Source organism: Pseudomonas sp. PVC-5-1 (assembly GCF_057444345.1).
On record NZ_CM172024.1, the window covers coordinates 707,318 to 731,482 of the forward strand.

Sequence of the window (24,165 nt, forward strand, 5' to 3'; positions counted from 1 at the left end):
GTTCAGATCAAGCTACCCAACTGGAAGATCGGCAGGTACATCGCCACCACCAGGCCGCCCACCAGCAGGCCCAAGACCAGCACGATGGCCGGCTCCAGCAGGCTGGTCAACTGGTCCAGCGCCTGGCTGACCTGTTCCTCGTAATGGCTGGCGGCTTTTTCCAGCATCTGGTCCAGCGTGCCGCTGGATTCCCCGATGGCCGTCAGTTGCACCAGCAGCGGCGGAAACAGCGGCTCAGCGGCCATCGCCTGGTGCAGCCCCTGCCCATTGGCCATGCCCTGGCGCAGCCGTAACACCGCCTGTTCATGCAGGTCGCCACCACTGACCCTGGCCACCGTGCCCAGTGCATCCAGCAACGGCACCCCGGCGGCGTAGGACGTTGCCAGGCTACGCGCAAACCGCGCCAGAGCCGCCTGCCCCAGCAGCGTGCCAAACACCGGCAAGCCCAGCACCCGGCGAGATATCCACAGGCGCGCTGGCGCGTGCTGCCGGTAGAGCTGGCGCATGGCAAAACCCAGCACCACGCCCATCACCAGCAACAGCGGCGCAAAGCGGCTCAGCCCTGTGGACAAGTCGATCACCCATTGGGTAAATGCCGGCAACGCCACGCCCATGCCAGAGAACATGCCCTCGAATTTCGGAATCACCTCCAGCAACAGGATCGCCGACACCCCCAACCCCGTCAGCAACAGCAGCAACGGGTAAATCATCGCCTTGCGCACCTTCTTGTGCAGCACCCGACGCTGCTCCAGCATGCCTGCCAGCTGTTCCAGCTGCCGGTCGAGCGTGCCGGACTGCTCACCGACGCGCACCAGGTTGCAGTACAGCGCATTGAACCACCCCGGGTGGCGCTGCAACGCATCTGCCAGCCCCAGGCCCGAGGCCACATCCTGTTTCAATCTATCCAGCAATGCCGCCTGCGCCGCATCACAGCCACTGCGCCCCATCACCTCGAACGCCTGCAGCAGTGGCACCCCGGCCTTGAGCAAGGTCGCCAGCTGCCGGCTGAACCCCGCCGGGTCGGCCTTTGCACGCCGTTTCGGCAAACTGAGCGTCAACCCACCGGCAGGCCGCAAACTGGCAACCTTGATGCCCTGGCGGATAAGCCCGGCACGCACATAGGCCGGGCTGCGCCCGGACGTTTGCCCGCTGACCGGCGCGCCGTTGGCGTCGGTGCCGTGCCAGGTGTAGAGGAGTGTGGATTGGGTCATGCAAGGTCCTTTTTCTGCCCGTGCGACAAGCCTGGAAACAGCTTGCCGCGCCCATGCGAGGGCGTGCGTCCGAGATGCTCACTAGAGTAGTTCAGCGAAGACGACGCCCAAGCGGGCAGGGGTGACAAAAGGTGTCTGTTCAGGCCTACTGCGCCGCTGCCAGCCGGGGTCGAGCCTGACCTCAACGAGTACGCGTATCAAAAAGGAAAACGTTCATGAAAGGGCAACGCGGTATCACCCTGATCGAACTGATGATCGTCGTCGCGATCATCGGCATTCTGGCGACCATCGCCTTACCGATGTACACCAACCACCAGTCACGCTCCAAGGCCGCGGCCGGGTTGCTGGAGATCAGCGCGCTGAAGACGGCGATGGACCTGCGATTGAATGATGGGAAGGATGTAGCGGATGTGGCCGCGCTGGGTGGCCAGCCGGCGACGGCGCACTGTGCGATCACGGCTAGCGGCAAGGCGGCGGATGGCACTGGGAGCATCGTTTGCACGCTGGTGGATGCGCCGGCGACTGTGCTCGGCAAGGCACTGACCCTGACGCGCTCGGCTACCGGGTGGGCGTGTACTACCGACATCGAGGAAGACCTGGCGCCGAAGGGGTGCAAGGAGCCTTGAGGGTGGGGCAATAAACTAGCGGAAACAGGGGTTTGCGTAACGGGTGCGAGCAGTGGTACGTTGCGCTACACGCCGGTGTAGCTCAGTCGGTAGAGCAGCGCACTCGTAACGCGAAGGTCGCAGGTTCGATTCCTGTCTCCGGCACCAGATCTTGTTGGCACGATGCAGGTTTTCCTGGTTTCGGCCCCTCCAGAAATGCCCGCCTTGTGCGGGCATTTTTGTTTCTAATCTGTCGCGCTATTTCTTTAACCTGCCATGGCCTACCTCTACACCGCGCCTCGAAATGCGACCTCACCGTTCTGTGGCGCGAGACAGACCAAAACGTCTCACTCAGACCAGATCGTGTCTCTCGCGGACCTGGCGTGAGCCAGGCAGCCGCCTGATACATTGTTTTGCTGGCAATTGGCCGCACATCCTACGCTGAACAAGGAACGTGAAATTGAGAACATCTGCCATTTTGTTGCTCGCACTTGCGGTGAGCGGTTGCGCCCAACGGCCATCAGTTGAGTGGATAACAGTCCGTGACACCGACCAGTTCACTGACAAGTCAACTTGCGGCGTTACCGTAGGCAGTTTCTACACGGGAGGAGGCGTATTTACCGTTTCGAACCACTACTACCCATACATCGAGTCGGCGAATGGGGAGTTGCGAATAGGGATTCGGAGCGGTGGACGCTTCAAGGTACCAGTAGGGGATGTACAGCTCAGGATCGACCAGAACCCTGCTTGGACCATTGCAACAAGTGAAACTCCAGTGGATTACGTTCCGGAGGGGCAGTTGAAAGCCATGCAAGCCTATGCTGGTGACGCCAAACAGCAGCAAATGCTGGAGAGTACATACAAGGCTGCCCTCCAGGCCTCAGCCCAAGCTATGTCTCCTTTCACAGCCACTACCGGTGAGAAGGCCGAGAAGATCCTGGCGCAGATGAAGAACGGGAAAGTGCTGATTTATCGCACGCTAGGCCTGAACCAGGCTGCCAGTACCACCGGTGAGTACGCCTTGGATCATTCGCTGAGCAAGGCGCTAGCTGAATGCGGTATCAAGTGAAGGATTAATCGTTAGCCAGCCGCATCGAGGGCTGGCCAGCCACGGCCAAGCACTAGTATTTGCTAACAGGGAAGGTGCCTGGAGGGGCGCGCGAGCCTCCGATGTCAACATTTGTCAACGTCTGGCCGGGTCGCCATGCTGACCCGGATGTGAGGTTTTGACAAGTTCCCCACCTAGGCGTTCACTCCGATAACGGCACACGCGGAAGACAGAGGGCGCTACTATGGTTTGGGAACTTAGGCATGACCCAGACGAATACATCTCGATCATTGCTGAGGTCTTTTACGATTCTGCCCGCCGCAAGAATGGCGTTCGTCCTGCGAGTGACCAGCCCTTCCCGCAGACCATGAAGATCGAGTGCGCGCGGAAGATTAGAGACTATCCGGTCGGTACGAAGGTGAAACTGTGGGTCGTGGCAACCACAAAGGAGGACAGTCGTCCATTCCTGTACAGCAGCTACAAGTGGAAGCATGAGCTTGTATAGGCCGCCTAGGCTGGCTGGTATCCACAGAGCAGGCCCCTCTAGGGATAATCTAAAAAAGCCCACTTTTTAGAAAATCACTGACCTGGAGGCCACGTATTTCAAGGGTTCATTTTTCTGAGGCAGGGCTTTTTCAGACCATCCCTAGGCGCGAGTACTGGGGGCACTTAGGGCCTCCGCACGTTCGTAACGCAATCGGAGTGCGCGATCCCGCCGGGTACGTAGCCAGGTACGCGCTGCTGGTACGCATTCTGGCGGTGATGCTGGGGCAGCTCGCACCGGTGGTTCGCGCTACAGGTTCGCAACCCCGATGGCGCGAACCTAGGCGGCCTGCGTGTTGAGAAATGTTGAGGTTGCCAGGCCCGGTTACCACTCTGGTTTCCATGGTATTGCAGTGTTTTCCGCTAGCAACCATGGCCTGATCTCGAAGAAACCCACGAGGACAGCGCGACGAGCTTGCAGGCTATTTATGAAAGCCTACGGGCGCGTAGGATCAATATGCACAAATCGGAGGATGCCTTTATGAATTTGGTCATGGACTTCAAGGCCGACTGGCACGAAACACTCAAGGAGATCATGAAGTCAGAATGGGATCTCGACACGAGAGCAATCACTGAAGACGTTCCTGTTCACTACTTCAACGCGGCCCAACGCCGCATAATCGCGACGCCGAGAAAGATTCTTGTATCTGATGATTTTCACTGCCCGGCCGAACATTTGCAGGGGTGGGAAAAGATCAAGCGAGGCGTGATAGAGGGTAAGGATCTCAACCCCCATCTGAGTAGACTCATCGGCAAGGTAAAAAAAACTGATCTTCTGCTCAGCGACTGGGGAGTTCACCACCTACATCTGGGCACCGTATTAGAAGGGCGGTACATGGCTAGAACAGGGCCGCTTTTATTTGCACGAGTGACCAAGGAAGTTTTTTATGCGATCAATATCTATACGCATTATGACTTCGCAGATGCGGAGATCGTGGAGGTAATCCACAGAAACTGGCCTAAGTCGATTGAACGTTGGGTTCTTCGTGGAGTCCGGCAAGAGGGCAGGCTCACTTCGGATCAACGGGAAGCTCTTCGCAAGAAACGATACAATTCCTTTGTTCAAGTATTAGACGGTACTACATATGCCCCGATTGGCGGAGGCTTCGTTTTTTCTGGGCACAGCGTCCACGCGATCACCGAGATGGACAAAGAGCATTATCTTTTGGAAGAACTGGAAAAATTGGTGGTTGACTTACTGCCGGAATTGCTTCCAGAGCTGGAGCAGCGGGGTTATCTGAAAGGAAACGAAGTAAAAGTCAGTTTATTGCTTACCGATCTCGCTTACTTTGCTCATTTCACTGAATACGGAATTGCCACCGAGCTACAGAAACGGCGTCCAGGCCCTTGGAGTGCTGTCGTCTCCAAAAATGCCCAGACCTTGAAGTGGGCTTAGGCGTGGCGCGCGCACTTTGACTACGCTTTGACGGAATGTGAGACAGGCATGAGACGAAATGGGCGCCGACTGAGCGTCTGAAGTCAGTCCTGTGCGGGAGGCTTTCCAAAGTTACGGGCCTGGCCGTCTCATACCCCTGACAGGCCTTAGACGGATTTTGGACAGATCGTCGCTGGTGTTGCGCGGTGGTGCTGGCGCCGCTGACGCCGCGGCGCGTGATGGCTAGGCTGCCGGCGTCGAGGTGGTCTGTTTCGGCCGCACGCTCGTCCAGAATCGCCTGTTGAAACTAGACCAGCACGAGACCAGCACTAGACCGCGGTCGACCGGTACCGCCGCCCAGATGCGTTCGACGGGCTTGGCTTGGCTTGGGGCTATGCGTGATGGGCTGGTGCGGGCAACCCCGTCTTATGCCGAGGGACGAATTCTGGACAGGCTCTGGACGGATTCGCGGGGCCAGGGGGGGGCAGCTGGACCAGGGAGCCCGTCGGCAATGAGCTGCGCACCGGTGCCGTTGGGTCTTGGCCGAATCGCTGTCCAGAATGGCTCGCACCCTAGACCCGCCCTTGACGGAAACTCTTGACCACACTTGACGGATTGGGCGGCTGGCGCTTGAGCAGGATCGTCTGTAGGGCTTGCTGTACAAGGGCTGGCGCTAGACGCGACTGACCTGTGGGAGCGGAAGCCGTCAAGAATTTCCGCGCAGGCTAGTCAAGGGAAACCTGGCGCTCCAGAACCTGACAAAACCGCAAAGGGGGCGGTGAATACCGCGGCAGGAGAGTAGAAATGATGAGTGCAATCATATTTGGGCTATTGCCCTCCGCACTGAGCTCATTTCAAATAGAATTCCTGGACTAGATCCTTGGCAAGACCCTACCCCGGGCCTGTGCTGTAGGGCATAGGACGATAGAGTGGATGTCATGGCCGCCACAGACAGTGACCGCGGGCCTAGAGGCGGATCACCGTACTTCTTCAGCCTAGGATGGAGCTAATAATGCTTGCGACAGAAATTGAGAATGCCCAGCGGAACGTTCGTACGGACGCTTACCAGATGTCTGTTGGCGAAATCGTAAGCATGTACGAAGAGGGAGAGATCACTATTGCTCCGGAGTTCCAGCGTCTATTCAGATGGGGTATTGGGCAAAAATCCAAGCTGATCGAGTCACTTCTGCTTGGTATTCCATTGCCTTCGATATTTGTCTTCGAGACTGAGGATGGCACTTGGGAACTCATCGATGGGCTTCAACGTATTTCGACGATTTTGGAGTTTATGGGGCGCTTGCGTGGTCCTGACGGGAATTTGCTGCCTCCATCTATTTTAGAAGCTACAAAGTATCTGCCATCACTTTATAATGCAGTTTGGGAAAATACTCAGCTTGTAGACGTGCCTGCGGAAGATCAGGCTCCACTGGACCGTGCTCAACAACTTTCAATTCGTCGAGGCCGTTTGGGTGTTGAGATATTGAAACGGCCGAGCGATGACCAAACGAAGTATGATCTCTTTCAGCGATTAAATGCTGGGGGTACTTTGGCTAATGCCCAAGAGCTTCGAAATTGCGTAATGCTGATGATCAATCAAAATTACTTCAGAGCGATTAAAATGGCCGCTGAGGCGGTCGCGTTCAGAGATGTAGTTGCAGTCACCGACGATCAAGCTGAGAAGCAGCGGCACATGGAGATGGCGGTGCGTTTCCTTGTTCATACAAAAGTTCCCTATGATGGACGACTTGATGTCGAGGAGTACATTGATGAAGGTGTTGTCGCTCTTTCGGAGGCAGGTGATCATGCTGACGCAGTCGCTTTAATTGACGGAACATTCACGCTTCTGGCACAGGTCGCAGGTGGAAACGCCTTGCGTCGTTTCCAGCACGGAGGCCATCAGGGTAAAGTGGGCTTAGTTGGTCTAGAGGGCATCGCGGTTGGCATTGCCAAAAACCTACAAGCTATTATGGCTTTGGGCCAAGATGCCGCGCTAGAGTTTGTGAGGGTACGGATTGAGCAGTTTTGGGCAGCGCCGCAGATTGCTCAGTTTTCTTCGCCAGGCCTTCGCGGCACTATTCGTATCCAGCGTACAGTTCCATTCGGTGAGGCCTGGTTCAGGCCATGAGCAAACCTTATACGGAAGCAGATTTTTCTGCACAGATCACTGACGATCGAAATTGGCGCATAAAAGAAATATCCGATCTGAAGTCGGCAATACGTCGGGGTGACGCAAATCTGCGCAAGGTTTTACTTCGTGCGCTTATCACGCTTAGTTATGCCCATTGGGAAGGGTATGTGAAGTTCGCTGCGAAGAAGTATTTAGATTACGTTGCGCTTCGGAAGTATGCGTACGGTAATTTGAATAAGCAATTTCTTCGAAATTTATTCTTGCCTCGTCTCGGTGCGATGTATAACGCAAGGATTAATGTTGCTGAGCGGGTTTCGCTTATTGATGAGATATTGAATTCCGCGGATCAACGTTTTAGTCAGGTCAATGAGGATTTGGTTAATACAAAGGCTAATCTTAATTTTGAGGTGTTTTCTGAAATTTGCATAATCTGCGATGTGCCTCTACAGGGTTTTGCAGAAAAAAGTACGTTCATCGACGTTGTATTGCTAAAGCGTCGGAATGCCATTGCTCACGGCGAAAACACACTTATTGGACTGGACGACTTAGATGCAATCTGTGAAGAGACTATCAGTTTGATGCGCGCTTTTGGGGATGCTTTGGAGAATCATGTTGTTCTGCAAACATACAAAGCGGGCTAAATCTAGGTCCATCGGCAGATGAGTCTGTGGGTAGCGGAGACCATCTGCCGTAACTCGAAGCAAGGCTGTGTTATCGCAATGCCTAGTGCGGCACACCCAGCATGATCGTATCGGAAGGCTGGCCGTCCCCCCCCTCCCGGGGTGGCCTGCGGTGTAGTACAAAGGAGGTGCCGGGAGGGGTATTTTTCGTTTTAGGTATATGTTTAGGTATACAGTGGTGGCTTTAGGCTGGCAATAGGCCCTATTTTGCTGGCCTGTAGGTGCCTGATTCGACTCCTGTTTCCGCACCAGATCTTGTTGGCACGATGCAGGTTTTCCTGGTTTTGGCCCCTCCAAAAATGCCCGCCTTGTGCGGGCATTTTTTTCTGCCTCATTCTGTGTTTGGCCGCTCAGGCTACCTTCAGCCCACCGCTTCGCCTGAGTGAATGGTCTGCGGCTTTTCACTTCCGATTGCACTGTTTTCAAGATAATGGGTGGCTGGCATTTGGCTTTCGCCCAGTGTTTTCGGGGCGTTTGGAGAAAATTTTTTAGATAGTGCCTGCACCGGTAGAGATATTTTCAGATGGCCAAGCTTTCCATCACGATCTCCAGCTGCTGGCCCAGCTTGGTCATCACATAGCCGGCAGACACACTGCAATACCCTGCGGCTGGAAATCGGGCTTTTCGGCATCCCTAACCGTCCATTTCCGGCTGGTGAGCAACCTGTTCGGAGTTTCCCTAAAGGCCCCTGATGGCCATCTTCCTACGAAACGCATAGTCCTTTCCTACTCTTGGAAACTTGCGAAAACAGCCACTCGGGAATAAAGTCCTCCCGTCACCGAAGCATCGGTGATGCGACCTTGGCCGGTCGGAATCGAAAGGCGCATCAGCGCCCAGTCTTCATCGCAGGCGCTTTTTTTGTGCCCGCGATGTCGCGTTATGGCGGTGGTGCGCGGGACACCTTCGGGTGTGCCGGGCTCCTTTCGTCCCGGTCGGCCAACCCGCGTACTGCTGCCACCTTAACTTGCTTGGCCGCGAGCGGTGGCAGTTCCATCACGAAAGGAACTCATGCATGACCACCGAAAATCCGCTAAAGATCCTCGTATCCGTTCTCCACCGTCGTACCTCGGCGGCCTTCGACGATCTCACCTCCAGTCAATCTCGCTCTGTCTCTGCAACAAGGGAGGCACGTCATGACTGACCAAGAACGCCTATCCACCATCCAAAGCTACGCCTGGACCCTAGAATTGCTAGGCGAAGCCCTGGTCCAGCACGACGAAATGCTGGAGTGCGAACACAACCCCCACCTGAGCTTTCGCAACACTGCCGGTATCCACCAGGCGATCCGGATCATCAGCCGTTTGGCCAGTGAGCAGTGTGGGAAGGTGATGGAGCGAAACGGGCAGGACCCTGTTAGTTAGGCAGGATCATTGATGAGCGGCGGGCCGGATATCACGCTTGCGGCTGGCCTTCTGCTAATGGCCTTCTGGTGGTGTATTCCTGTCGGGTAGGGTTATGGGGCTGCTGCGCAGCCCTTCGCAGGCAAGCCAGCTCCTACAGGGACCGCGCTAGTCCCTCCAGCACGGCGAAATGCTGGAGTGCGAACACAACCTCCACCTGAGTTTTCGCAACACTGCCGGTATCCACCAGGCGATCCGGATCATCAGCCGTTTGGCCAGTGAGCAGTGTGGGAAGGTGATGGAGCGAAACGGCCGGGACCCTGTTAGTTAGGCAGGATCATTGATGAGCGGCGGGCCAGATATCACCCTTGCGGCTGGCCCTCTGCTAAAGGCCTCCTGGTGGTGTATTCCTGTCGGGTAGGGTTATGGGGCTGCTGCGCAGCCCATCGCAGGCAAGCCAGCTCCTACAGGGACCGCGCTAGTCCCTCCAGCACGACGAAATGCCGGAGTGTGAACACAACCCGCACCTGAGCTTTCAAAACACGGCCGGTATCCATCAGGCGATCCGGATCATCAGCCGTTTGGCCAGTGAGCGGTGTGGGAAGGTCATGGAGCGAAGCGGCCAGGCCCCTGAGCGTTAAGCAAGATCCCGTTGTTGCGTGTAATCGCCATGCCGTCGTCAGCCCCGCACCGAATCGGAGGCTGGCAGGCTGCTGTGAGGCGCTTTGGCACGCCTTGCCTGCTCGTCTTGACCAAGCAAAAAGAACGCCGCTCCAGCCGATAACACGGTGAAGCCGATAAGCACCAGCACCAAGGTGCCGAAGCCGTCCAGATACGCAGCCTGCAGCAGCAACGGATCGACGCCCTGAACCTGGCCCAGGTCGCCCATCACCAGGCGCTGCGCCAGTTCGCTGTAATCGCCGGCAGGCAGTACGCGCCCAAGACTGTTACCTACCAACGCGGTGAGCAGGGCGATGGTGATCGCCAGGGCGACACCTTCGCCGGCTACCCGGGTGGTGTTGAAGATGCCGGCGGCCATGCCTGCTTGCTCTTTGGGGATCACGCTAACCGCCAGCCCGTCCATCAGGCCCCAAGGGAAACCGGTGCCGATACCAATCACCAGCATTGCCAGCACCAGTTGCTGGTAATCGCCAATAGCGGCATGGGCCAACAGGTACAACCCCGCAGCCGCCACCAGGAAGCCTGCAGCCGACAGCACGCCAGCACTTACCCAGCGGGTCAACCAGGCGGCCAGCAGCGGGACCACCAGCATCGGCGCCGACAGTGCCAGCATGGTCAGGCCGCTGTGCATCGGGGCGATGCCTTCTACGCCGATCAAGCGAAACGGAAGCAGTACGATCAGCACGATGTAGCAATAACAGGTGCCGATCGGCAGAATCTGCACCCCGACAAAGCGCGGGTATTTCAGCAGGCTCAGCTCGAGCATCGGCTGCCTGGCGCGCAGCTCGATGGTCACGAACGCCAGCAAGCTCAGTGCCGCGCCGCCGAACAGGCCCAGGATCAGCGGGGAGCGCCAGCCGGCCTGCGGCCCCAGGATGATCGCAGTGGTAAACAGTGCGAGCATGCTCGAGAAGGCAAGCACACCGGGCAGGTCCAGCTTGGGCGCTTCGGGGTTGAAACTTTCGCGCATCCGTGACAACGCCGCCAGCAGCGAGATCGCAGCAAGGACCGCGGTGCTGACGAAGATCGAGCGCCAGCCGAACTGTTCGATCAGCAGGCCGCTGACCATCGGCCCGAACGCCAGGCCCAGCCCGAACGTGGTGCCAAGCAGGCTGAACGCGCGCGTGCGGGCCTGGTCCTCGAACTCTTGGGCCAAGGCGGCGGAACCGCTGGCCAGGGCAGCGGCGGCGGCAACGCCCTGCACCGCCCGCAGGGCATCAAGCCAGACAATGCTGTAGACGCTCGCCAGCAGGATGCTGACGATGACGAACAGGGCCAGGCCCAGCGTGAACAGGCGCTTTCGCCCGTAAATGTCCGACAGGGTTCCGGCTGCCATCAGCAGGCTGCCGAAACTGAGCATGAAGGCGTTGGCGATCCAGGTAAGCGAGGACGGCTCGGCATCGAAGGCCTTGCCGATGGCCGGCGTGGCCACGGCGCCACCGGTGAAACTCAGCGGCAGCACCAGGGCGGCCAGGCAGATGGCTGCCAGAACATGGTAACGGCCCGCGTGCGGGGTGTGATCAGTAGCCTGATCCATTGCGCTATCCCTCCTGTTGTAGCTCCGTGTGCGTTAAATCTATAGTGGCCGCAATGCTGGATAAACAGGCTGGAACTCCACTCATAATGGACAAAAGGGAAGTAATGCCATGGAAAGCCTGAACGGCATCCTCGCCTTCGTGAAAACCGCCGAGTCGTTGAGCTTTGTCAGCGCGGCGCGGGCGATGGGTATTTCCGCATCGGCGGTTGGCAAGAACGTTGCCCGCCTGGAGAGTTCGTTGAAGGTGCGGCTGTTCCAGCGCAGTACGCGCAAGGTCAGCCTGACGGCGGAAGGCCAGCTGTTCTATGAGCGCTGCCGGCGTATCCTCGACGACCTCCAGGATGCGGAGGCCATGCTGTCCCATGCGATACAGGCCCCGCGTGGTCGCTTGCGGGTCAGCCTCCCGACCATCGGCTACCGTTTTCTGCTGCCGTTGATGCCGGCTTTTCGCAAGGCATACCCTGAAATCGAACTGGAAATGGACTTCAACGACCACCTGGTCGACCTGATCGACGATGGCTTCGATGTGGTGATCCGCAGTGGTGGGCTAGCCGATTCAAAACTGATGTCGCGCAAGCTCGGGCCGTTCCGCTTTGTCATGTGCGCAGCGCCTACCTACCTGGCACGCAAGGGGCGGCCCCAGACGCTAGCCGACCTGGAGCGACACGACTGCCTGCGCTATCGCTTTGTCACGACCGGCAAGATCATGGACTGGAGCCTCGGCGCCGATCCCGAGATTACCCAGTTGCGCTTACCCACGGTGCTGACGCTGAACAACATGGAGGCAATGCTGATGGCTGCGGTGGACGGCCATGGTATCGCCTACATGCCGGACTTTCTGGTACGGGAATCGGTCAGGACTGGCGCACTGGAAAGCCTGCTTGATGCGCATACCTCCGACCAGGGCCAGTTCTGGGCGCTGTGGCAATCGAGCCGCCACCTGTCGCCGAAGATCCGTGTGTTCGTCGACTTCATCGCCGAGCGTTTGTTCAAGGCGTAAATTGCCCGGCGCCTCCCACGCTCTCCACAACACATAACTCATTGAGTTGGCAGTGACCTAGTGGGCGCGGGCGTGTCGAGGCATCGAACCGCCGCGAACACCGGCGCAGCCGGTGCCAGGCACCGCGTTGGATTCTTCGCGGGCACGCCCGCTCCCACACGGTACGCGGACCGCTTGCGAGCGCTTCACAAATGAAGCAACCCCAACGCCCCGATCAAGGCAGGCGGCATTACCAGCGCCCCCAGGCGCAGGAAGTCCAAGGCACCGACGTGTTCGCCTTCACGGCGAACGGCAACCAGCCAGAGCAAAGTGGCCAGGGAGCCGGTAATCGACAGGTTCGGCCCGAGGTCGACGCCAATCAGCAGCGCCGCAGTGGTTCTCGCGGGTAAATCGACAATATGGCCAACGGAGCCTGCGATCAGGCCGGTCGGCAGATTGTTCATCAGGTTGCCGGCGATAGCCGCGACCACGCCGGCGCCCCAGCTCGCCTGGTGCTCGGAGCTGCGCGCCAGCGCGGCCAAGCCATGGGCCAGGTGCTCGATCACACCCGTCTGTGCCACCGCTTCCACCAGCACGAACAGGCCCGCGACCAACGGCAGTACGCCCCATGCCACACCTTTGAGCACCGGCATCGGGTTGCGCCGCTGGCGCAGGTGGATCAGCCCGGCCGTGGCGATGCCGGCGCAGAAGGTGGGTAAGCCGAGCTGCCGGTCCAGGGCGGAGGTCAGCAGCAACAGGGCGCCTGTCAGCACGATACCCAGCGCGCACAAGCGTGCACCGCTGGACAGCGGTTGCATGTCGATAGTCGTTGCCAGGGGCTGGCGTATCTGTTTGCGCTGGGCCAGCCGCAGCACCAGGTAGGTCAGGCCGATGGCCGCAAGCGACGGCAAGGTGAACTGCCGCAGCCAATCCAGCAACGGCGGCATCTGGCTGCCGAACACTACCAGGTTGGCCGGGTTGGAAATGGGCAGCACAAAACTGGCGGCATTGGCGATGAAGGCACAGATGAACAGATAGGGCAGCGGCTCGGCCTTGGCCGCCCTGCATGCGGCATACACTGCTGGGGTAAGCACCACAGCCGTGGCATCGTTGGAGAGGAACACCGTTACCAGTACCCCCACCAGGAATACCAGGTCGAACAGGCGCTGGCCGGAGCCCCGGGCATGCTGCACCGCGTACATGGCCAGCCAGTCGAACAGGCCTTCCTGGCGTGCCAGTTCGGCCAGCACCATCATACCGATCAGAAACAGGTAAACATCGCCACCCTCGGCGACAGCGCCGAGGGCCGTGGGTAGTGGCACCAGGCCAAACGCGGTCAGCAATACAGCGGCGCCGACTGCCCAGACATATTCCGGCACCCGCCAGGGGCGCAGGATTACCCCACCGGTCGCAACGGCGGCGACGGCCCAGATGAGCGAGGATGGATCAAATACAGGCATGCAGTTTACTCAGGTGAATGAATGAGTTGGCGCGGCTTGGCCGGGTGCCAGCCTTTGGTGGATGGCGTGCAGCACGCTATATCGTGTCAACATTATTTGGCTGAGCTGGCAATTGCCGGCTTGGGTGTTCCTTCCTAAGGCCTGTCTGATAGGTGAGTAGCCCGATAGCAGCCACGATACCCAGAACGACGAAGGCTGTGCCATAGCCGAAATGTTGCGCGATCCAGCCGGCGAGTGCGTGGCTCATGGCCGCGCCTATTCCCTGTATCGTCATCACTGCACCAAGCCCTGCATTGATGTGCCCAGTGCCGCGCAGGATGGAGGCGACAAGCCCAGGCAAGGCGACACCCAGCAGGCCTGCCCCGATTCCATCAAGGGCCTGTACCGGAATCAGGGCCCAAGGGGACTCCCAGCAACCGGCGATCAGCCCGCGCAAGGGCAAGGCCAGGAGGGCGGCAAGGATCAGTGCCCGATACCCGTGCCGAGAGGCATGCCGCCCGGCCCAAAGCGCGACGGGAATCATGACCAGCTGCGCCACGATGACGGTGGATGCCGTGAACACGCTGGGGTCGGCCAGCCCACGCGTGACAACCGACTGTGCCAGCAAGGGCAGCATCGCGGCATTGCCAAGGTGGAACAGCAGCATGGTGATCGCGAGCAGGCCCAGCTCGCGCGAGTGCGTCAAAACCCGCACCATGGAAGGCGAGGGGCTGCTACCTTGCGCAGGCTGGTTGCCAGTGAGGTCACCACCGCGGGCACGCTCATGATCGATGTCATGTGGATCGATCTTGCGCAAGCAGGCAAGGGCCGCGCACGCCATCAGGGCCATCAGGACGAATACGGCTGACAGCCCCCAGCGGTAGCCTGCCAGCCCGGCCAAGGCAGCCGCTACCACGTTGCCGGCATGGTTCCAGGCTTCGTTGATGCCTAGCTGCCGAGACAAGTCTTTTTGATCAACGATGCCCAAGGTGATGCCCATGATGCCGGCGCCCATCAACGCACCCACAACACCCGTCACCACTTGAGAGGCGACGGCGACGCCGAACGTTGGCGCCGTCCATAGCGCTGCCGTGGCGAGAATGAGTGCAATGGCGCCGCTTGCCAGAAGCAGTCGCTTGTGGCGCGAGGCGTCGATCCACGCGCCCATCGGCGTGGTCGCCAACATGCCTGCGATGCCGCCGGCGGCCATCACGTAGCCGATGTCATCGGCTCGCCAGCCGTGGCTGGCCAGAAACACACCGAGGAAGGGGCCCAGGCCGTCACGGACATCGGCCAGGAAGAAGTTGAGGCCGGACAGCCAGCGCCGTGAGCTGGCATGCGCCGGGGTTATGAAAGGCGTTGCCGGGTGCATAGAGGCATTCCCTTATGGCACGCGGTCATAGAGCGGCTGCAGGGTGGATAACGTGGTGCCCATGCTGACCGCTTCCAAAGCGGTGCCAAACGCATTGCGCGTGCCCAGCCCGGATGCCGCGAACGGTGCGCCCGTCTGCACGGAAATACGCAGGCTCTCTGACGGGAAACGTACGATGCTGCCATCGCTCAGGATGACGCCGTTGGCCTCGCCCCGTGGGCCAGTGAGCACGGTCTCCACCTGGCCTTCCACCTGTTGGGGCTGCAAACGCTGGGCGCGCAGGTGTGGCGGCAGGGCTCGGCCTTCGCCAACCGGTGGCGGCTGGTCGTACACGGTGCGCCCGCTGTCGGCGTGGATGATGGCGTCGGCTTTGACCGTGCCTCGCGTTTCCACCCGCCCGATGATGCGGACGGCGTCCCCCACTTTGACCGTGGCTGTGAGCGCATCGGCCATATGCGGTGGAAACTTTGCAATGGTCCCGTCGCTCAGGCGCAGCCCGTCGACCTCACCATAGGGATTGATGAGCATCCGTTGCACCTGGCCTTCCACCACGTACTGGCTCACCAGGCCAGGTGTTTCCACACCCTGATGCGGTGTTGGAGGCAGATGGGCGGCGGCGGGCGGCATGGCATGCGCGCTGAGGCTACCCAGGCCAATTGCCAGTGCAAGAGATGTGGCGATGAAATACCTGGACATTGGAGAAGCTCTTTTGGGTGGGAACACCCAACCTGTAGCGCAAACACCATGCCAGATAAAATTGTTAATTAAATCAATCAGTTATGATTGATAGGAGTGATGTGCCGTCCGATTCCGTGACGCTAAGGTGTCACGGAATCGGACACCTCCTTTGCGTGCGAAGGGGTTAGTCCAGATCGAACTCGGCCAGCTTGCGGTAGAGCTGCTGGCGAGACAGACCGAGGCGCCGCGCCGCCTCTGCGCGGTTGCCCGCCGTCGCAGCCAGGGCGCGCACGATCATTTCGCGCTCCAGCTGGGCAACGGCCTGTGCCATTGGGCCTTCCCAGTCAATGTCCAGGCCCGGGGTGGGCGCCGCCGCCGTCTGCAACCCGATGTGTTCGGCCTCGATGACCGGGCCGTGGCTGAGGATGGCCGCGCGCTCCATGGCATTGCGCAGTTCGCGCACGTTGCCCGGCCAGGAATGGGCCAGCAGCATCCGGGCTGCCGCCGCGCTCAACCGCTTGGGCGAGTCGCCGCCCAGCAGGCGTAGAAAGTGTTCGGCCAGCAGCAGCACGTCGCCCAAGCGCTCACGCAGCGGCGGCAGCCACAGGGGCACTACCTGCAGGCGGTACCACAGGTCTTCCCGGAAGCGCCCTTCCTTGACTGCGCTGGGCAGGTCCCGGTGGGTGGCCACGATGATGCGCACGTTCACCGGCTGGGCACGATTGGCGCCCACGGGGGTGATTTCGCGTTCCTGCAGCACCCGCAGGATCTTTGCCTGCGTGGCCAGCGGCATATCGCCTATTTCGTCGAGGAACAGGGTGCCGCTATCGGCCTCGCGAAAGCGCCCGGTGCGTTCAGTGATGGCACCGGTGAACGCGCCTTTGACATGACCGAACAGCTCGCTTTCCATCAGTTCGGCCGGGATCGCCGCGCAGTTGACGGCGACGAAGGGGCCGGTGGCTCGCCCGCTGTTGCGATGCAAGGCACGCGCGACCAGTTCCTTGCCTGTGCCCGTCTCGCCCAGGATCAACGCAGTGGCATCGGAGTTCGCGGCCAGCCCGATACGCTTGAAGACCTGGCGCATGGCCTCGCTGCTGCTGACCAGTTCGGTGCCATCCACGGGCTCTTGTGCGGCAGGTGATGCCCCGGCCGCCTGGGGGGTGTCTGGGGTGTTGGCTGCCCGTCGCAGGGCCCGTTCGAGCGTCTCGATCAGGGCGGCCCTGGTCACGGGCTTGGTCAGGTGGTCGAACGCGCCCAGGCTCATCGCCTCGATGGTGTTGCCGCCACTCGCATAGGCGGTGAGCATGATGCAAGGCACCGGCGAGATGCGCGCCGCGCGGCGCAGGAACACCAGGCCATCCTCGCCCGGCAGCCGCAGATCGACGATGGCCGCATCCACGTCCTCGGTGCGCAGCCTGTGCAGGCCTGCATCGGTGGTTTCAGCCTGCAGCACCGCATACCCCAGGTCTTGCAGCATTTCTGCAAGGCTGTCGCGGAATGCGGCGTCATCGTCGACGATCAGGATTCGGGCCACGGTAGCTCCATCTCTATGCGCGTTCCTTTGGCCGACTCGGCGAGACCGACCCGCCCGCCGTGACCCTGCACGATCTCGCGCACCAGCGCCAGTCCCAGGCCGGTACCTCCAGCGCGGTTGGTGGAGAACGGTTCGAACAGTGTATCGCGCAGGTCATTCGGTATGCCGGAACCATCGTCCGCCACCCACAACAGCAATGTGCCGCGGTGCGTGCGATGTGCACCGAGCTCGATTTCACCGCGTTCTTCCGTGTGCGCCAGCGCATTGAGCAGCAGGTTGTCAAAGACCCGCGCCATTTGTGTCGGGTCGAACAGCGCAACTTGCTTCGCGCTAGCGGTCAGCGCCGGTTCAACGGCCAGTGTTATTCGTACGCCTTTCTTTTGCGCTGCTTCGGCGTGGGCATTACGCCGCTCCTCCAGCCATTCCTGCAGGTCAACTGCCTGGCGCTCGGCGCGGAAAGGTTGGGTCAATGCCAACAGGCTCGACACCAGCGTCTCCAGCCGTGCCGTTTGCGAAAGTACGGCCTCCAGGGCACCAACCACACGTGCTTCGCGCCGGTCAGCCGGGGCAGCCATCGCGTTTTCCACCTTCATGCGCATCGTGCCCAAAGGGTTGCGGATCTCGTGTGCAAGCCCGGCGGAAACGCGCCCCAGCGTGGCCAGGCGCTCGGACTGGGCCAGTTGCTTTCGCAAATGCGCCGACTGGCGCTGCCAACGCGAAATCATCCAGCCCAGCCATGCCCCGGAGACAACGACCAGCGCCAGCAGCAGGCTTACCGCGAGTATCAAGGTATTGACTGTTTCTGTGGCCAAAAGCGGAACGCGCATCAGGGTCCAGGCGATCAGCTGCCGGTCATAGGCCTGAACGGGGCAGGCGGCGAAGGCCACGGCTTCGCGTAAGCCCGGTCGGACGTCCGCCACCAGGCCTGCAGAATCCTGCGCACGCTGGGCCGTGGAGGCAATGCGCTGCAACTCGGCGCTCGGCGGGTCGCGTTTGATTCCCGTGCCGTCGTAGGTTGGGAAGGCGTAGGCCACCACACCCGCATCCGCTCGCCAGAAGCCGCCCTCCATGCCCGGCTGATCGCGCAGTGCCAAATCCAGCACTGCCTGTGCGGCAGCGGGGGGCATGAGATCAGGGTGGTCTTGTGCAGGCGGGAGCTGCTGGCGAACCCGTGCCGCACCCGCCTGGAGCGCCTGGCAACTGGTCGAGGTGAGTTGGCGCGCCTGCGCAATCTGAGGGCCGGCGCCTTGGCGGCTGATTATCAGCAGCAGCCATCCCAGCACAAGCGCAACTGCGGCAATGGAAAGCCACAGAATCAGCAGATCACGGCGAACGGAGGGTTGCAGTGACAGGTCAGGTTTCCTTTGATGTGGGGCACCGCTGGTCAGTCGGTGGGCGTTCTGATGGCAACCTTGCCAGATGGAAAATCGCCGTGCAAGGACAGGGTCGGTTGAATTAGCAGTGACTCTGTGGGCGCTTGGCGGTGAACCAGTACTTGGTGGCCATTGGCGATGCGCGGCAGGTGAGCTTGTCCAGTACCTTCGAGTTCTAGGCCAGCCTGCACCGGCCTCTTCGCGGCTAAAGCCGCTCCCACAGGTACTGCACTGCACTCGAAGGTGGCGCGGTCCTTGTGGGAGCGGCTTTAGCCGCGAACACCGGCGCAGCCGGTGCCAGGCAACGCGTTGGATTCTTCGCGGTTAAAGCCGCTCCCACGGGGTACGCGTACCGCTTCCATTTGCCTTTGTGTGGTCTTTTCGCCTCAGCAGGCGATACTTCTCTGTATTGCAGGCGTGTTCCTGGTGGCGCGCGCCGCTGGGAGGTGTCGTGTGAACAAACTGACAATCGTGGGTGCCGGCATGGTCGGCGAGGCGGCGGCGCAGATCATCGCTCGGGAAGAGTTGTGCCGTGAGCTGGTGTTGATGGATGTGCAGGGCGAGATGGCGCAAGGCAAGGCGCTGGATGTGTGGCAGGCGGCAGTCGAGTCGGGTTCCGATACCCGGGTTCACGGCGGGGCCAAGGCTGAAATGCTGGACGGCTCTGAGCTGGTGGTCATCACTGCAGGCGTGCCGCGCAAGCCGGGGCAGTCGCGTCAGGATGTACTGAGTATCAACCTGCCAATCCTCGACGGCATCATGGCCGACATCAAGCTGCATGCACCAACTGCGACGGTGCTGGTGGTGTCGAACCCGGTCGATGTGCTCACCTATCGCGCCTGGAGCTTGAGCGGGCTGGGGCGCACCAAGGTGTTCGGCCAGGCGGGGGTGCTGGATACCGCACGCATGAAGTGTTTCATCGCCGAGCAGACCGGGTTTTCTGCCCGGGATATCACGGCGCTGGTCCTGGGCGGGCATGGCGACAGCATGGTGCCGCTGATGCGCTACTGCCAGATCGGTTCGGTGCCGTTGTCGCACTTCCTGTCCAGTGAGCAGATCGAGCAGATCGTCGAGCGTACCCGCAAGGGTGGTGGCGAGATCCTGGGGCTGAAGAAGCTGGGCAGCGCCTGCGATGCGCCGGGCGTGGCGATTGCGCAGATGGTCGATGCGATCGCCAACGGGCGAAACCGCATCTTGCCGGCGGTGGCGATCCTGGAAGGCGAGTACGGGCGCACGGATATTGCCATGGGTGTGCCCTGCGTCCTGGCAGAGGAGGGGCTGGCGCGGGTGATCGAGTTGCCGCTGGATGCGCAGGAGCAGGCGATGTTCGACCAATCGGCTGATCAGGTGGCGCGGGATATTGCTGAAATGAAGGCGCTGTAACGCTGTGGGAGTGGCTTTAGCCGCGAAGAATCCAACGCGGTGCATGGCACCGGCTGCGCCGGTGTTCGCGGCTAAAGCCGCTCCCACAGTGTCACTGCTAATTCAATGAGTTTACGTGCAGTTCAATAAGGGGGGGCTGCCAACCCAGCCTGGCCCCTAGCGCTGGTAAGCCTTGCCAAAATGCCGCTCCAGCCGCGCCTGCACCAGCTCGAGCAGGATCGACAGCACCCAGTAGATCACCGCCGCCGTGGTCAGCATCTCCAGGTATCGATAGCTCGACCGCCCGTACGACTGCGCCAGGAACATCACCTCCCATACCCCCATCACCGATATCAGCGATGAATCCTTCAGCATCGAGATGAACTGGTTGGCCGTAGGCGGAATGATCACCCGCATGGCCTGGGGCAGGACGATATGCCAGAAGATCTGCGGCGTGCGCATGCCCAGCGCCAGTGCCGCTTCACGTTGCCCGCGCGCGACGCCGAGGATGCCGGCGCGGAAGATTTCGCTCAGGTAGGCCCCGTAGTTCAGCGACAAGGCGATGATGCCGGCGCTGATGGCGCCCGGTACAAGGCCCAGCTGTGGCAGCCCCAGGTAGATCAGCAGAATCTGGATCAGCAGGGGTGTGCCGCGGAAGAACGAGGTGTAGAAGCTGGCGACACCCACCAGCACCGCGCTGTTCGACAACCGCGCCAGCGCGGCGGCGAAGCCGAACAGTACCGACACCAGCATCGAGCACAGGCACAGGAACAGGGTCAGTGCCGCGCCTTGCAGAAAGCCGTTGGGCCCCAGCTTGAACCCTGCGAGGTTCGGAAACTTCTCCAGGATGATCGAGAACTTCAGATCGAAACTGAGGAAAAACGCAACGAACAGGCCAAACAGCGCCAGCCAGGTCAGCAGCAGCCGGGTGCGAAAGCCGAACAGGCCGGCACCCGTGGGCTTGGCCACGGGCTTGGGGGAGGAGGGGAAGGTGCTCATTTGCTGATATCGGCGCCAATCCATTTCTGCGACAGCTTGGCCAGGGTACCGTCAGCCTTCAACTCGGCAAACACCTGGCGCACCTTGGCATCCCACTCGGGGTCGCCTTTCTCGATGGCCACCGAGTTCGGCTCTTCATACAGCGGGGCACCTGCCAGCTTGAAGCGTTTGTCCTGGTCCAGGCGCGGCTGCGCGGTCACCAGGTTGGTGAGGATGGCGTCCAGGCGTACGCCGGCACCCAGGCCAAGGTCCTGGAAGGCGACGTTGTCGGTGTCGTAGGGCGCGATCTGCACGAAATCGAAGGGGTATTCGATCTTCTTGTCTTCGTCGCCTTCGATCACCAGGTTCTTGTTCAGGTAGCTCTCGTAGCTCGATGCACTGGTCAGGCCTACCTTGCGGCCTTCCAGGTCCTTGGCGCCATGGATGCGCTCATCCTTGGCGTTGACCACGATCACCGCAGGCGATGCGTAGTACTCCACCGGGAAGTCGAACACTTCGGCGCGGGCCTTGCTCGGGGTCATCGAGCAGATGCAGATGTCGTAGCGGCCGCTCCAGCGGCCTGCGGCGATCACGTCCCACGAAGGGGTTTCCAGGCGCAGCTTGACGCCGAGCTTGTCCGCCACGGCCTTGGCCACATCCACGTCGAAACCGTCCAGCTGGTTCTGGTCATTGAGGAAGGAAAACGGTGGGTAGCTTTCCATCAAAACGTTGACCAGTTCCTTGCGCGATTCAACCCGCTCCAGCGTGGCACCGGCAAAGGCCTGGGAAGCAGTTGCGAGCAGCACAAGGCCCGCACCGAGCACAGTAGAAAATCGCATGGACATACCTGAAATGTTGGCCAATTATAGGAAGCGGTATTTAATAGTTATAAATGTCACCTACATAATGAATTTTATTCATAAGCACCTTTAGAGTAGTTATATGAAACAGCGAGCGATGGTAATTCTCGACGGTGGCATGGGCCGTGAGCTGCAGCGCAGTGGGGCGCCGTTTCGTCAGCCCGAGTGGTCGGCGCTGGCGCTGAGCGAGGCGCCGGAAGCGGTGGTTGGTGTGCACGCAGCGTTCATCGCTGCCGGTGCCCAGGTCATTACCAGCAACAGCTATGCGGTGGTGCCGTTCCACATCGGCGAAGAGCGTTTTGCAAAGGAAGGGCGACAACTGGCCAATATCGCAGGCCAGCTGGCGCGGCATGCCGCCGATACCGCAGCGCACCCGGTCAAGGTGGCGGGCTCGCTGCCGCCGCTGTTCGGCTCCTATCGCCCGGACCTGTTCCAGCCCGAGCGCGTCGAGGAGGTGCTGGCCCCGTTGCTGCAGGGCCTGGCCCCGCATGTTGACTTGTGGCTGGCCGAAACCCAGAGCTCGGTTGCCGAGGTGCGAGCCATTCACAGCCAATTGCCGGCAGACGGCAGGCCGTTCTGGGTGTCGTTCACCCTGCAGGACGAAGAGGTCGACGAGGTGCCACGCCTGCGCTCCGGCGAGCCAGTGGCCGATGCCATCGAAGCCGTGGTCGGCCTGGGCGCGGCGGCCGTGCTGTTCAACTGCAGCCAGCCCGAGGTCATTGGCGCTGCACTGGATGTAGCGCGCTCGGTAATCGAGCGACACAACGCCGACATCGCCATCGGTGCCTATGCCAACGCCTTCCCGCCACAGCCGAAGGAAGCCACCGCCAACGACGGCCTGGATGAGCTGCGCGAAGACCTTGACCCGCCGGGTTACCTGGCATGGGCCAACGATTGGCGTGAACGGGGTGCCAGCATGATCGGTGGCTGCTGTGGCATTGGCCCGGAGCATATCGCCGAGCTGAAACGCAACCTGGCGTAAAGCCTTGAAGGGGCAGGGCGGCTTCCGCACCCGCTCGGCCCCAGCCATTAAAAAAAACGTTACTCAGACCCGGATTCCATCGTTTTTCAGTCCCCCCGCCATGCCCCTATAGTCCGCTGAAAGCCGATGCCGAATCGGTGTACACAACTCAGCGGTGCGGGAACCGGATATGAACAAGAACGAGAAATTCGAGGGCAATGCAGCGGCCGGTATCGGTACGCGTGTGGTGTGGAGCGGGGAGCAGGTTCAGCATCCGTACAACGCTACCCAGACCCCGATCGTGGTCAGTGCCGCCTACGGCTACAACGACATCGATGCCTGGTACGACGTGGCGCAGGGCAAGCTGCCCGGCTACATCTACAGCCGCATGAGCAACCCGACAGTCGCTACCCTGGAAGCCAAGCTCTGCGAGCTGGAGCAGTCCGAGTCGGCGGTGGCATTCAGCAGCGGCATGGCTGCCATCAGTGCCGTGCTGCATACCTTCCTCTCAAGCGGCAAGCGTGTGGTATCGACCCGCGACAGTTACGGCGGTACCAACAAGATCTTCGAAGAGTTCCTGCCGCGCATGGGTGTGCAGGTCTGCCTGTGCGACACCCTCGACACCGAAGCGCTGGAGCGCGAGATCGCCGCGGGTTGCGACCTGCTGTATCTGGAAACCCCTACCAACCCCACCCTCAAGGTACTGGACATCCAGCGCCTGAGCGCTGCCGCCCGGAAGGCTGGCGCCGTGGTGGTGGCCGACAACACCTTCGCCACCCCGCTGAACCAGAACCCGCTGGCCCTGGGCGTGGATGTGGTGGTGCACAGTGCCACCAAATTCCTGTCCGGGCACGGTGATGTACTGGGCGGGGTGGTGTGCGGTGCCGAGTCGTTGATGGCCCAGGTGCGCCACTACCGCGAGATCAACGGTGCGGCGCTGGACCCGTTTTCCGCCTACCTGATCATCCGCGGTATCAAGACCCTGGCCCTGCGCCTGCGTCAGCAACAGGCCAGTGCCCAGGCCCTGGCGCATTACCTGACTACCGAACCGCTGGTCGAAGCGGTCAACTACCCGGGGTTGCCCCAGCATCCGGGCCATGCGATTGCCAAAGCGCAGATGCGTGGCTTCGGCGCCATTGTCAGCTTCGTGCTCAAAGGCGGCATGCCCACCGTAGCGCGGCTGCTGCCGCGCCTGAAGTACGCCCATCGGGCGGGCAACCTGGGCGCGGTAGAAACCATCTACGGCCCGGCGCGTACCACCAGCCATGTGGAAAACACCCTCGAAGAACGGCTGGCCCTGGGCATTTCCGAAGGGCTGGTGCGCATTTCGGTGGGCATCGAAGACACCGAGGACCTGCTGGCAGACCTGGCACAGGCCTGTGCATCGGTGCGCCAGGAGTTGGCCGCAGCAAAGGAATTGCACGGTGACGAAGACGCCTGCCTGGCCGAAGCACAGGCCTGAGACAGGCGTGTAGCACCCG

The 24,165-nt window shown here is 60.7% G+C and carries 20 protein-coding genes and 1 tRNA gene; 11 read left to right on the top strand and 10 right to left on the bottom strand.

All coding sequences use genetic code 11. The features are described 5' to 3' along the window. Positions 1-2: 2 nt before the first annotated feature. Entirely contained in the window at positions 3-1,211 is a 1,209-nt protein-coding gene (locus AC2T3R_RS03225) for a type II secretion system F family protein (protein ID WP_486744633.1), read from the bottom strand. A gap of 215 nt (positions 1,212-1,426) precedes the next feature. Between AC2T3R_RS03225 and AC2T3R_RS03230 the strand changes: the two genes are divergently transcribed. The 6 genes from AC2T3R_RS03230 to AC2T3R_RS03255 all read left to right on the top strand — a co-directional run bounded on the left by AC2T3R_RS03230 (position 1,427) and on the right by AC2T3R_RS03255 (position 7,551). After that, complete coding sequence (locus AC2T3R_RS03230; protein ID WP_486744634.1) at positions 1,427-1,837, top strand: pilin; 411 nt, start codon at positions 1,427-1,429, stop codon at positions 1,835-1,837. Positions 1,838-1,908: 71 nt separating this feature from the next. After that, positions 1,909-1,984, top strand: a tRNA-Thr gene (locus tag AC2T3R_RS03235). Between the two features lie 286 nt (positions 1,985-2,270). After that, the gene (locus AC2T3R_RS03240; protein ID WP_486744635.1) at positions 2,271-2,885 is read left to right on the top strand and encodes a hypothetical protein; all 615 of its coding nucleotides are present in this window, start codon (positions 2,271-2,273) and stop codon (positions 2,883-2,885) included. A gap of 1,003 nt (positions 2,886-3,888) precedes the next feature. Continuing rightward, positions 3,889-4,803: a hypothetical protein gene (locus AC2T3R_RS03245; RefSeq protein WP_486744636.1), complete on the top strand. Its 915-nt coding sequence runs from the start codon at positions 3,889-3,891 to the stop codon at positions 4,801-4,803. A gap of 991 nt (positions 4,804-5,794) precedes the next feature. After that, on the top strand, positions 5,795-6,907 hold the full coding sequence (locus AC2T3R_RS03250; protein ID WP_100413052.1) for a DUF262 domain-containing protein: 1,113 nt from the start codon (positions 5,795-5,797) through the stop codon (positions 6,905-6,907). Further along, positions 6,904-7,551, top strand: a complete 648-nt coding sequence (locus AC2T3R_RS03255; RefSeq protein WP_100413051.1) for an MAE_28990/MAE_18760 family HEPN-like nuclease — start codon at positions 6,904-6,906, stop codon at positions 7,549-7,551. Before AC2T3R_RS03250 ends, AC2T3R_RS03255 begins: the two co-directional genes overlap by 4 nt. Before the next feature lie 400 nt (positions 7,552-7,951). Here the strand turns inward: AC2T3R_RS03255 and AC2T3R_RS03260 are convergent, their stop codons facing one another. Beyond that, positions 7,952-8,221: a hypothetical protein gene (locus tag AC2T3R_RS03260; RefSeq protein WP_486744637.1), complete on the bottom strand. Its 270-nt coding sequence runs from the start codon at positions 8,219-8,221 to the stop codon at positions 7,952-7,954. A 502-nt stretch (positions 8,222-8,723) separates the two neighbouring features. On the opposite strand from AC2T3R_RS03260, the gene AC2T3R_RS03265 reads away from it, so the two are divergent. Continuing rightward, the gene (locus tag AC2T3R_RS03265; RefSeq protein ID WP_015268870.1) at positions 8,724-8,951 is read left to right on the top strand and encodes a hypothetical protein; all 228 of its coding nucleotides are present in this window, start codon (positions 8,724-8,726) and stop codon (positions 8,949-8,951) included. A 658-nt stretch (positions 8,952-9,609) separates the two neighbouring features. Here the strand turns inward: AC2T3R_RS03265 and AC2T3R_RS03270 are convergent. Beyond that, positions 9,610-11,148: an MFS transporter gene (locus AC2T3R_RS03270; protein WP_486744638.1), complete on the bottom strand. Its 1,539-nt coding sequence runs from the start codon at positions 11,146-11,148 to the stop codon at positions 9,610-9,612. A 109-nt stretch (positions 11,149-11,257) separates the two neighbouring features. On the opposite strand from AC2T3R_RS03270, the gene AC2T3R_RS03275 reads away from it, so the two are divergent. Further along, positions 11,258-12,148, top strand: coding sequence for a LysR family transcriptional regulator (locus AC2T3R_RS03275; protein WP_410952064.1), 891 nt, complete (start codon positions 11,258-11,260; stop codon positions 12,146-12,148). A gap of 185 nt (positions 12,149-12,333) precedes the next feature. On the opposite strand, the gene AC2T3R_RS03280 is transcribed toward AC2T3R_RS03275, so the two are convergent. From AC2T3R_RS03280 to AC2T3R_RS03300, 5 genes are all read right to left on the bottom strand, one after another. Beyond that, positions 12,334-13,587: an arsenic transporter gene (locus AC2T3R_RS03280; RefSeq protein ID WP_330142726.1), complete on the bottom strand. Its 1,254-nt coding sequence runs from the start codon at positions 13,585-13,587 to the stop codon at positions 12,334-12,336. A gap of 76 nt (positions 13,588-13,663) precedes the next feature. After that, a complete protein-coding gene (locus AC2T3R_RS03285; RefSeq protein WP_486744639.1) occupies positions 13,664-14,938 on the bottom strand; it encodes an MFS transporter in 1,275 nt (424 codons plus the stop codon). A gap of 12 nt (positions 14,939-14,950) precedes the next feature. Next, positions 14,951-15,634: a hypothetical protein gene (locus AC2T3R_RS03290; RefSeq protein ID WP_486744640.1), complete on the bottom strand. Its 684-nt coding sequence runs from the start codon at positions 15,632-15,634 to the stop codon at positions 14,951-14,953. A gap of 166 nt (positions 15,635-15,800) precedes the next feature. Beyond that, the gene (locus AC2T3R_RS03295) at positions 15,801-17,150 is read right to left on the bottom strand and encodes a sigma-54-dependent transcriptional regulator (RefSeq protein ID WP_486744641.1); all 1,350 of its coding nucleotides are present in this window, start codon (positions 17,148-17,150) and stop codon (positions 15,801-15,803) included. Then, positions 17,135-18,277 (bottom strand): sensor histidine kinase, encoded by a 1,143-nt coding sequence (locus AC2T3R_RS03300; protein WP_486744642.1) that lies wholly within the window; start codon positions 18,275-18,277, stop codon positions 17,135-17,137. The genes AC2T3R_RS03295 and AC2T3R_RS03300 overlap by 16 nt, the downstream gene beginning before the upstream one ends. 699 nt (positions 18,278-18,976) lie before the next feature. Here AC2T3R_RS03300 and AC2T3R_RS03305 point away from each other — a divergent pair. Further along, positions 18,977-19,906: a malate dehydrogenase gene (locus AC2T3R_RS03305; protein ID WP_023663598.1), complete on the top strand. Its 930-nt coding sequence runs from the start codon at positions 18,977-18,979 to the stop codon at positions 19,904-19,906. Positions 19,907-20,062: 156 nt separating this feature from the next. Here AC2T3R_RS03305 and AC2T3R_RS03310 read toward each other — a convergent pair whose 3' ends face one another. Then, positions 20,063-20,884: an amino acid ABC transporter permease gene (locus AC2T3R_RS03310; protein ID WP_015268879.1), complete on the bottom strand. Its 822-nt coding sequence runs from the start codon at positions 20,882-20,884 to the stop codon at positions 20,063-20,065. Beyond that, complete coding sequence (locus tag AC2T3R_RS03315) at positions 20,881-21,702, bottom strand: ABC transporter substrate-binding protein (protein WP_003256303.1); 822 nt, start codon at positions 21,700-21,702, stop codon at positions 20,881-20,883. The genes AC2T3R_RS03310 and AC2T3R_RS03315 overlap by 4 nt, the downstream gene beginning before the upstream one ends. Before the next feature lie 118 nt (positions 21,703-21,820). Between AC2T3R_RS03315 and AC2T3R_RS03320 the strand changes: the two genes are divergently transcribed. Both AC2T3R_RS03320 and AC2T3R_RS03325 read left to right on the top strand, forming a co-directional pair. Next, complete coding sequence (locus tag AC2T3R_RS03320; RefSeq protein WP_031325950.1) at positions 21,821-22,705, top strand: homocysteine S-methyltransferase family protein; 885 nt, start codon at positions 21,821-21,823, stop codon at positions 22,703-22,705. Between the two features lie 169 nt (positions 22,706-22,874). After that, the gene (locus AC2T3R_RS03325; RefSeq protein ID WP_015268882.1) at positions 22,875-24,146 is read left to right on the top strand and encodes a cystathionine gamma-synthase family protein; all 1,272 of its coding nucleotides are present in this window, start codon (positions 22,875-22,877) and stop codon (positions 24,144-24,146) included. Positions 24,147-24,165: the final 19 nt, after the last annotated feature.

What these genes read in the sequence shown, in the direction of transcription:
- AC2T3R_RS03255 (WP_100413051.1), top strand. Translation starts at nt 6,904, where the DNA reads ATGAGCAAACCTTATACGGAAGCAGATTTTTCTGCACAGATCACTGAC.
- AC2T3R_RS03245 (WP_486744636.1), top strand. Translation starts at nt 3,889, where the DNA reads ATGAATTTGGTCATGGACTTCAAGGCCGACTGGCACGAAACACTCAAG.
- AC2T3R_RS03320 (WP_031325950.1), top strand. Translation starts at nt 21,821, where the DNA reads ATGGTAATTCTCGACGGTGGCATGGGCCGTGAGCTGCAGCGCAGTGGG.
- AC2T3R_RS03315 (WP_003256303.1), bottom strand. Translation starts at nt 21,702, where the DNA reads ATGCGATTTTCTACTGTGCTCGGTGCGGGCCTTGTGCTGCTCGCAACT.
- AC2T3R_RS03325 (WP_015268882.1), top strand. Translation starts at nt 22,875, where the DNA reads ATGAACAAGAACGAGAAATTCGAGGGCAATGCAGCGGCCGGTATCGGT.
- AC2T3R_RS03230 (WP_486744634.1), top strand. Translation starts at nt 1,427, where the DNA reads ATGAAAGGGCAACGCGGTATCACCCTGATCGAACTGATGATCGTCGTC.
- AC2T3R_RS03275 (WP_410952064.1), top strand. Translation starts at nt 11,258, where the DNA reads ATGGAAAGCCTGAACGGCATCCTCGCCTTCGTGAAAACCGCCGAGTCG.
- AC2T3R_RS03270 (WP_486744638.1), bottom strand. Translation starts at nt 11,148, where the DNA reads ATGGATCAGGCTACTGATCACACCCCGCACGCGGGCCGTTACCATGTT.
- AC2T3R_RS03260 (WP_486744637.1), bottom strand. Translation starts at nt 8,221, where the DNA reads ATGCCGAAAAGCCCGATTTCCAGCCGCAGGGTATTGCAGTGTGTCTGC.
- AC2T3R_RS03300 (WP_486744642.1), bottom strand. Translation starts at nt 18,277, where the DNA reads ATGCCCCCCGCTGCCGCACAGGCAGTGCTGGATTTGGCACTGCGCGAT.
- AC2T3R_RS03290 (WP_486744640.1), bottom strand. Translation starts at nt 15,634, where the DNA reads ATGTCCAGGTATTTCATCGCCACATCTCTTGCACTGGCAATTGGCCTG.
- AC2T3R_RS03310 (WP_015268879.1), bottom strand. Translation starts at nt 20,884, where the DNA reads ATGAGCACCTTCCCCTCCTCCCCCAAGCCCGTGGCCAAGCCCACGGGT.
- AC2T3R_RS03265 (WP_015268870.1), top strand. Translation starts at nt 8,724, where the DNA reads ATGACTGACCAAGAACGCCTATCCACCATCCAAAGCTACGCCTGGACC.
- AC2T3R_RS03250 (WP_100413052.1), top strand. Translation starts at nt 5,795, where the DNA reads ATGCTTGCGACAGAAATTGAGAATGCCCAGCGGAACGTTCGTACGGAC.
- AC2T3R_RS03285 (WP_486744639.1), bottom strand. Translation starts at nt 14,938, where the DNA reads ATGCACCCGGCAACGCCTTTCATAACCCCGGCGCATGCCAGCTCACGG.
- AC2T3R_RS03280 (WP_330142726.1), bottom strand. Translation starts at nt 13,587, where the DNA reads ATGCCTGTATTTGATCCATCCTCGCTCATCTGGGCCGTCGCCGCCGTT.
- AC2T3R_RS03225 (WP_486744633.1), bottom strand. Translation starts at nt 1,211, where the DNA reads ATGACCCAATCCACACTCCTCTACACCTGGCACGGCACCGACGCCAAC.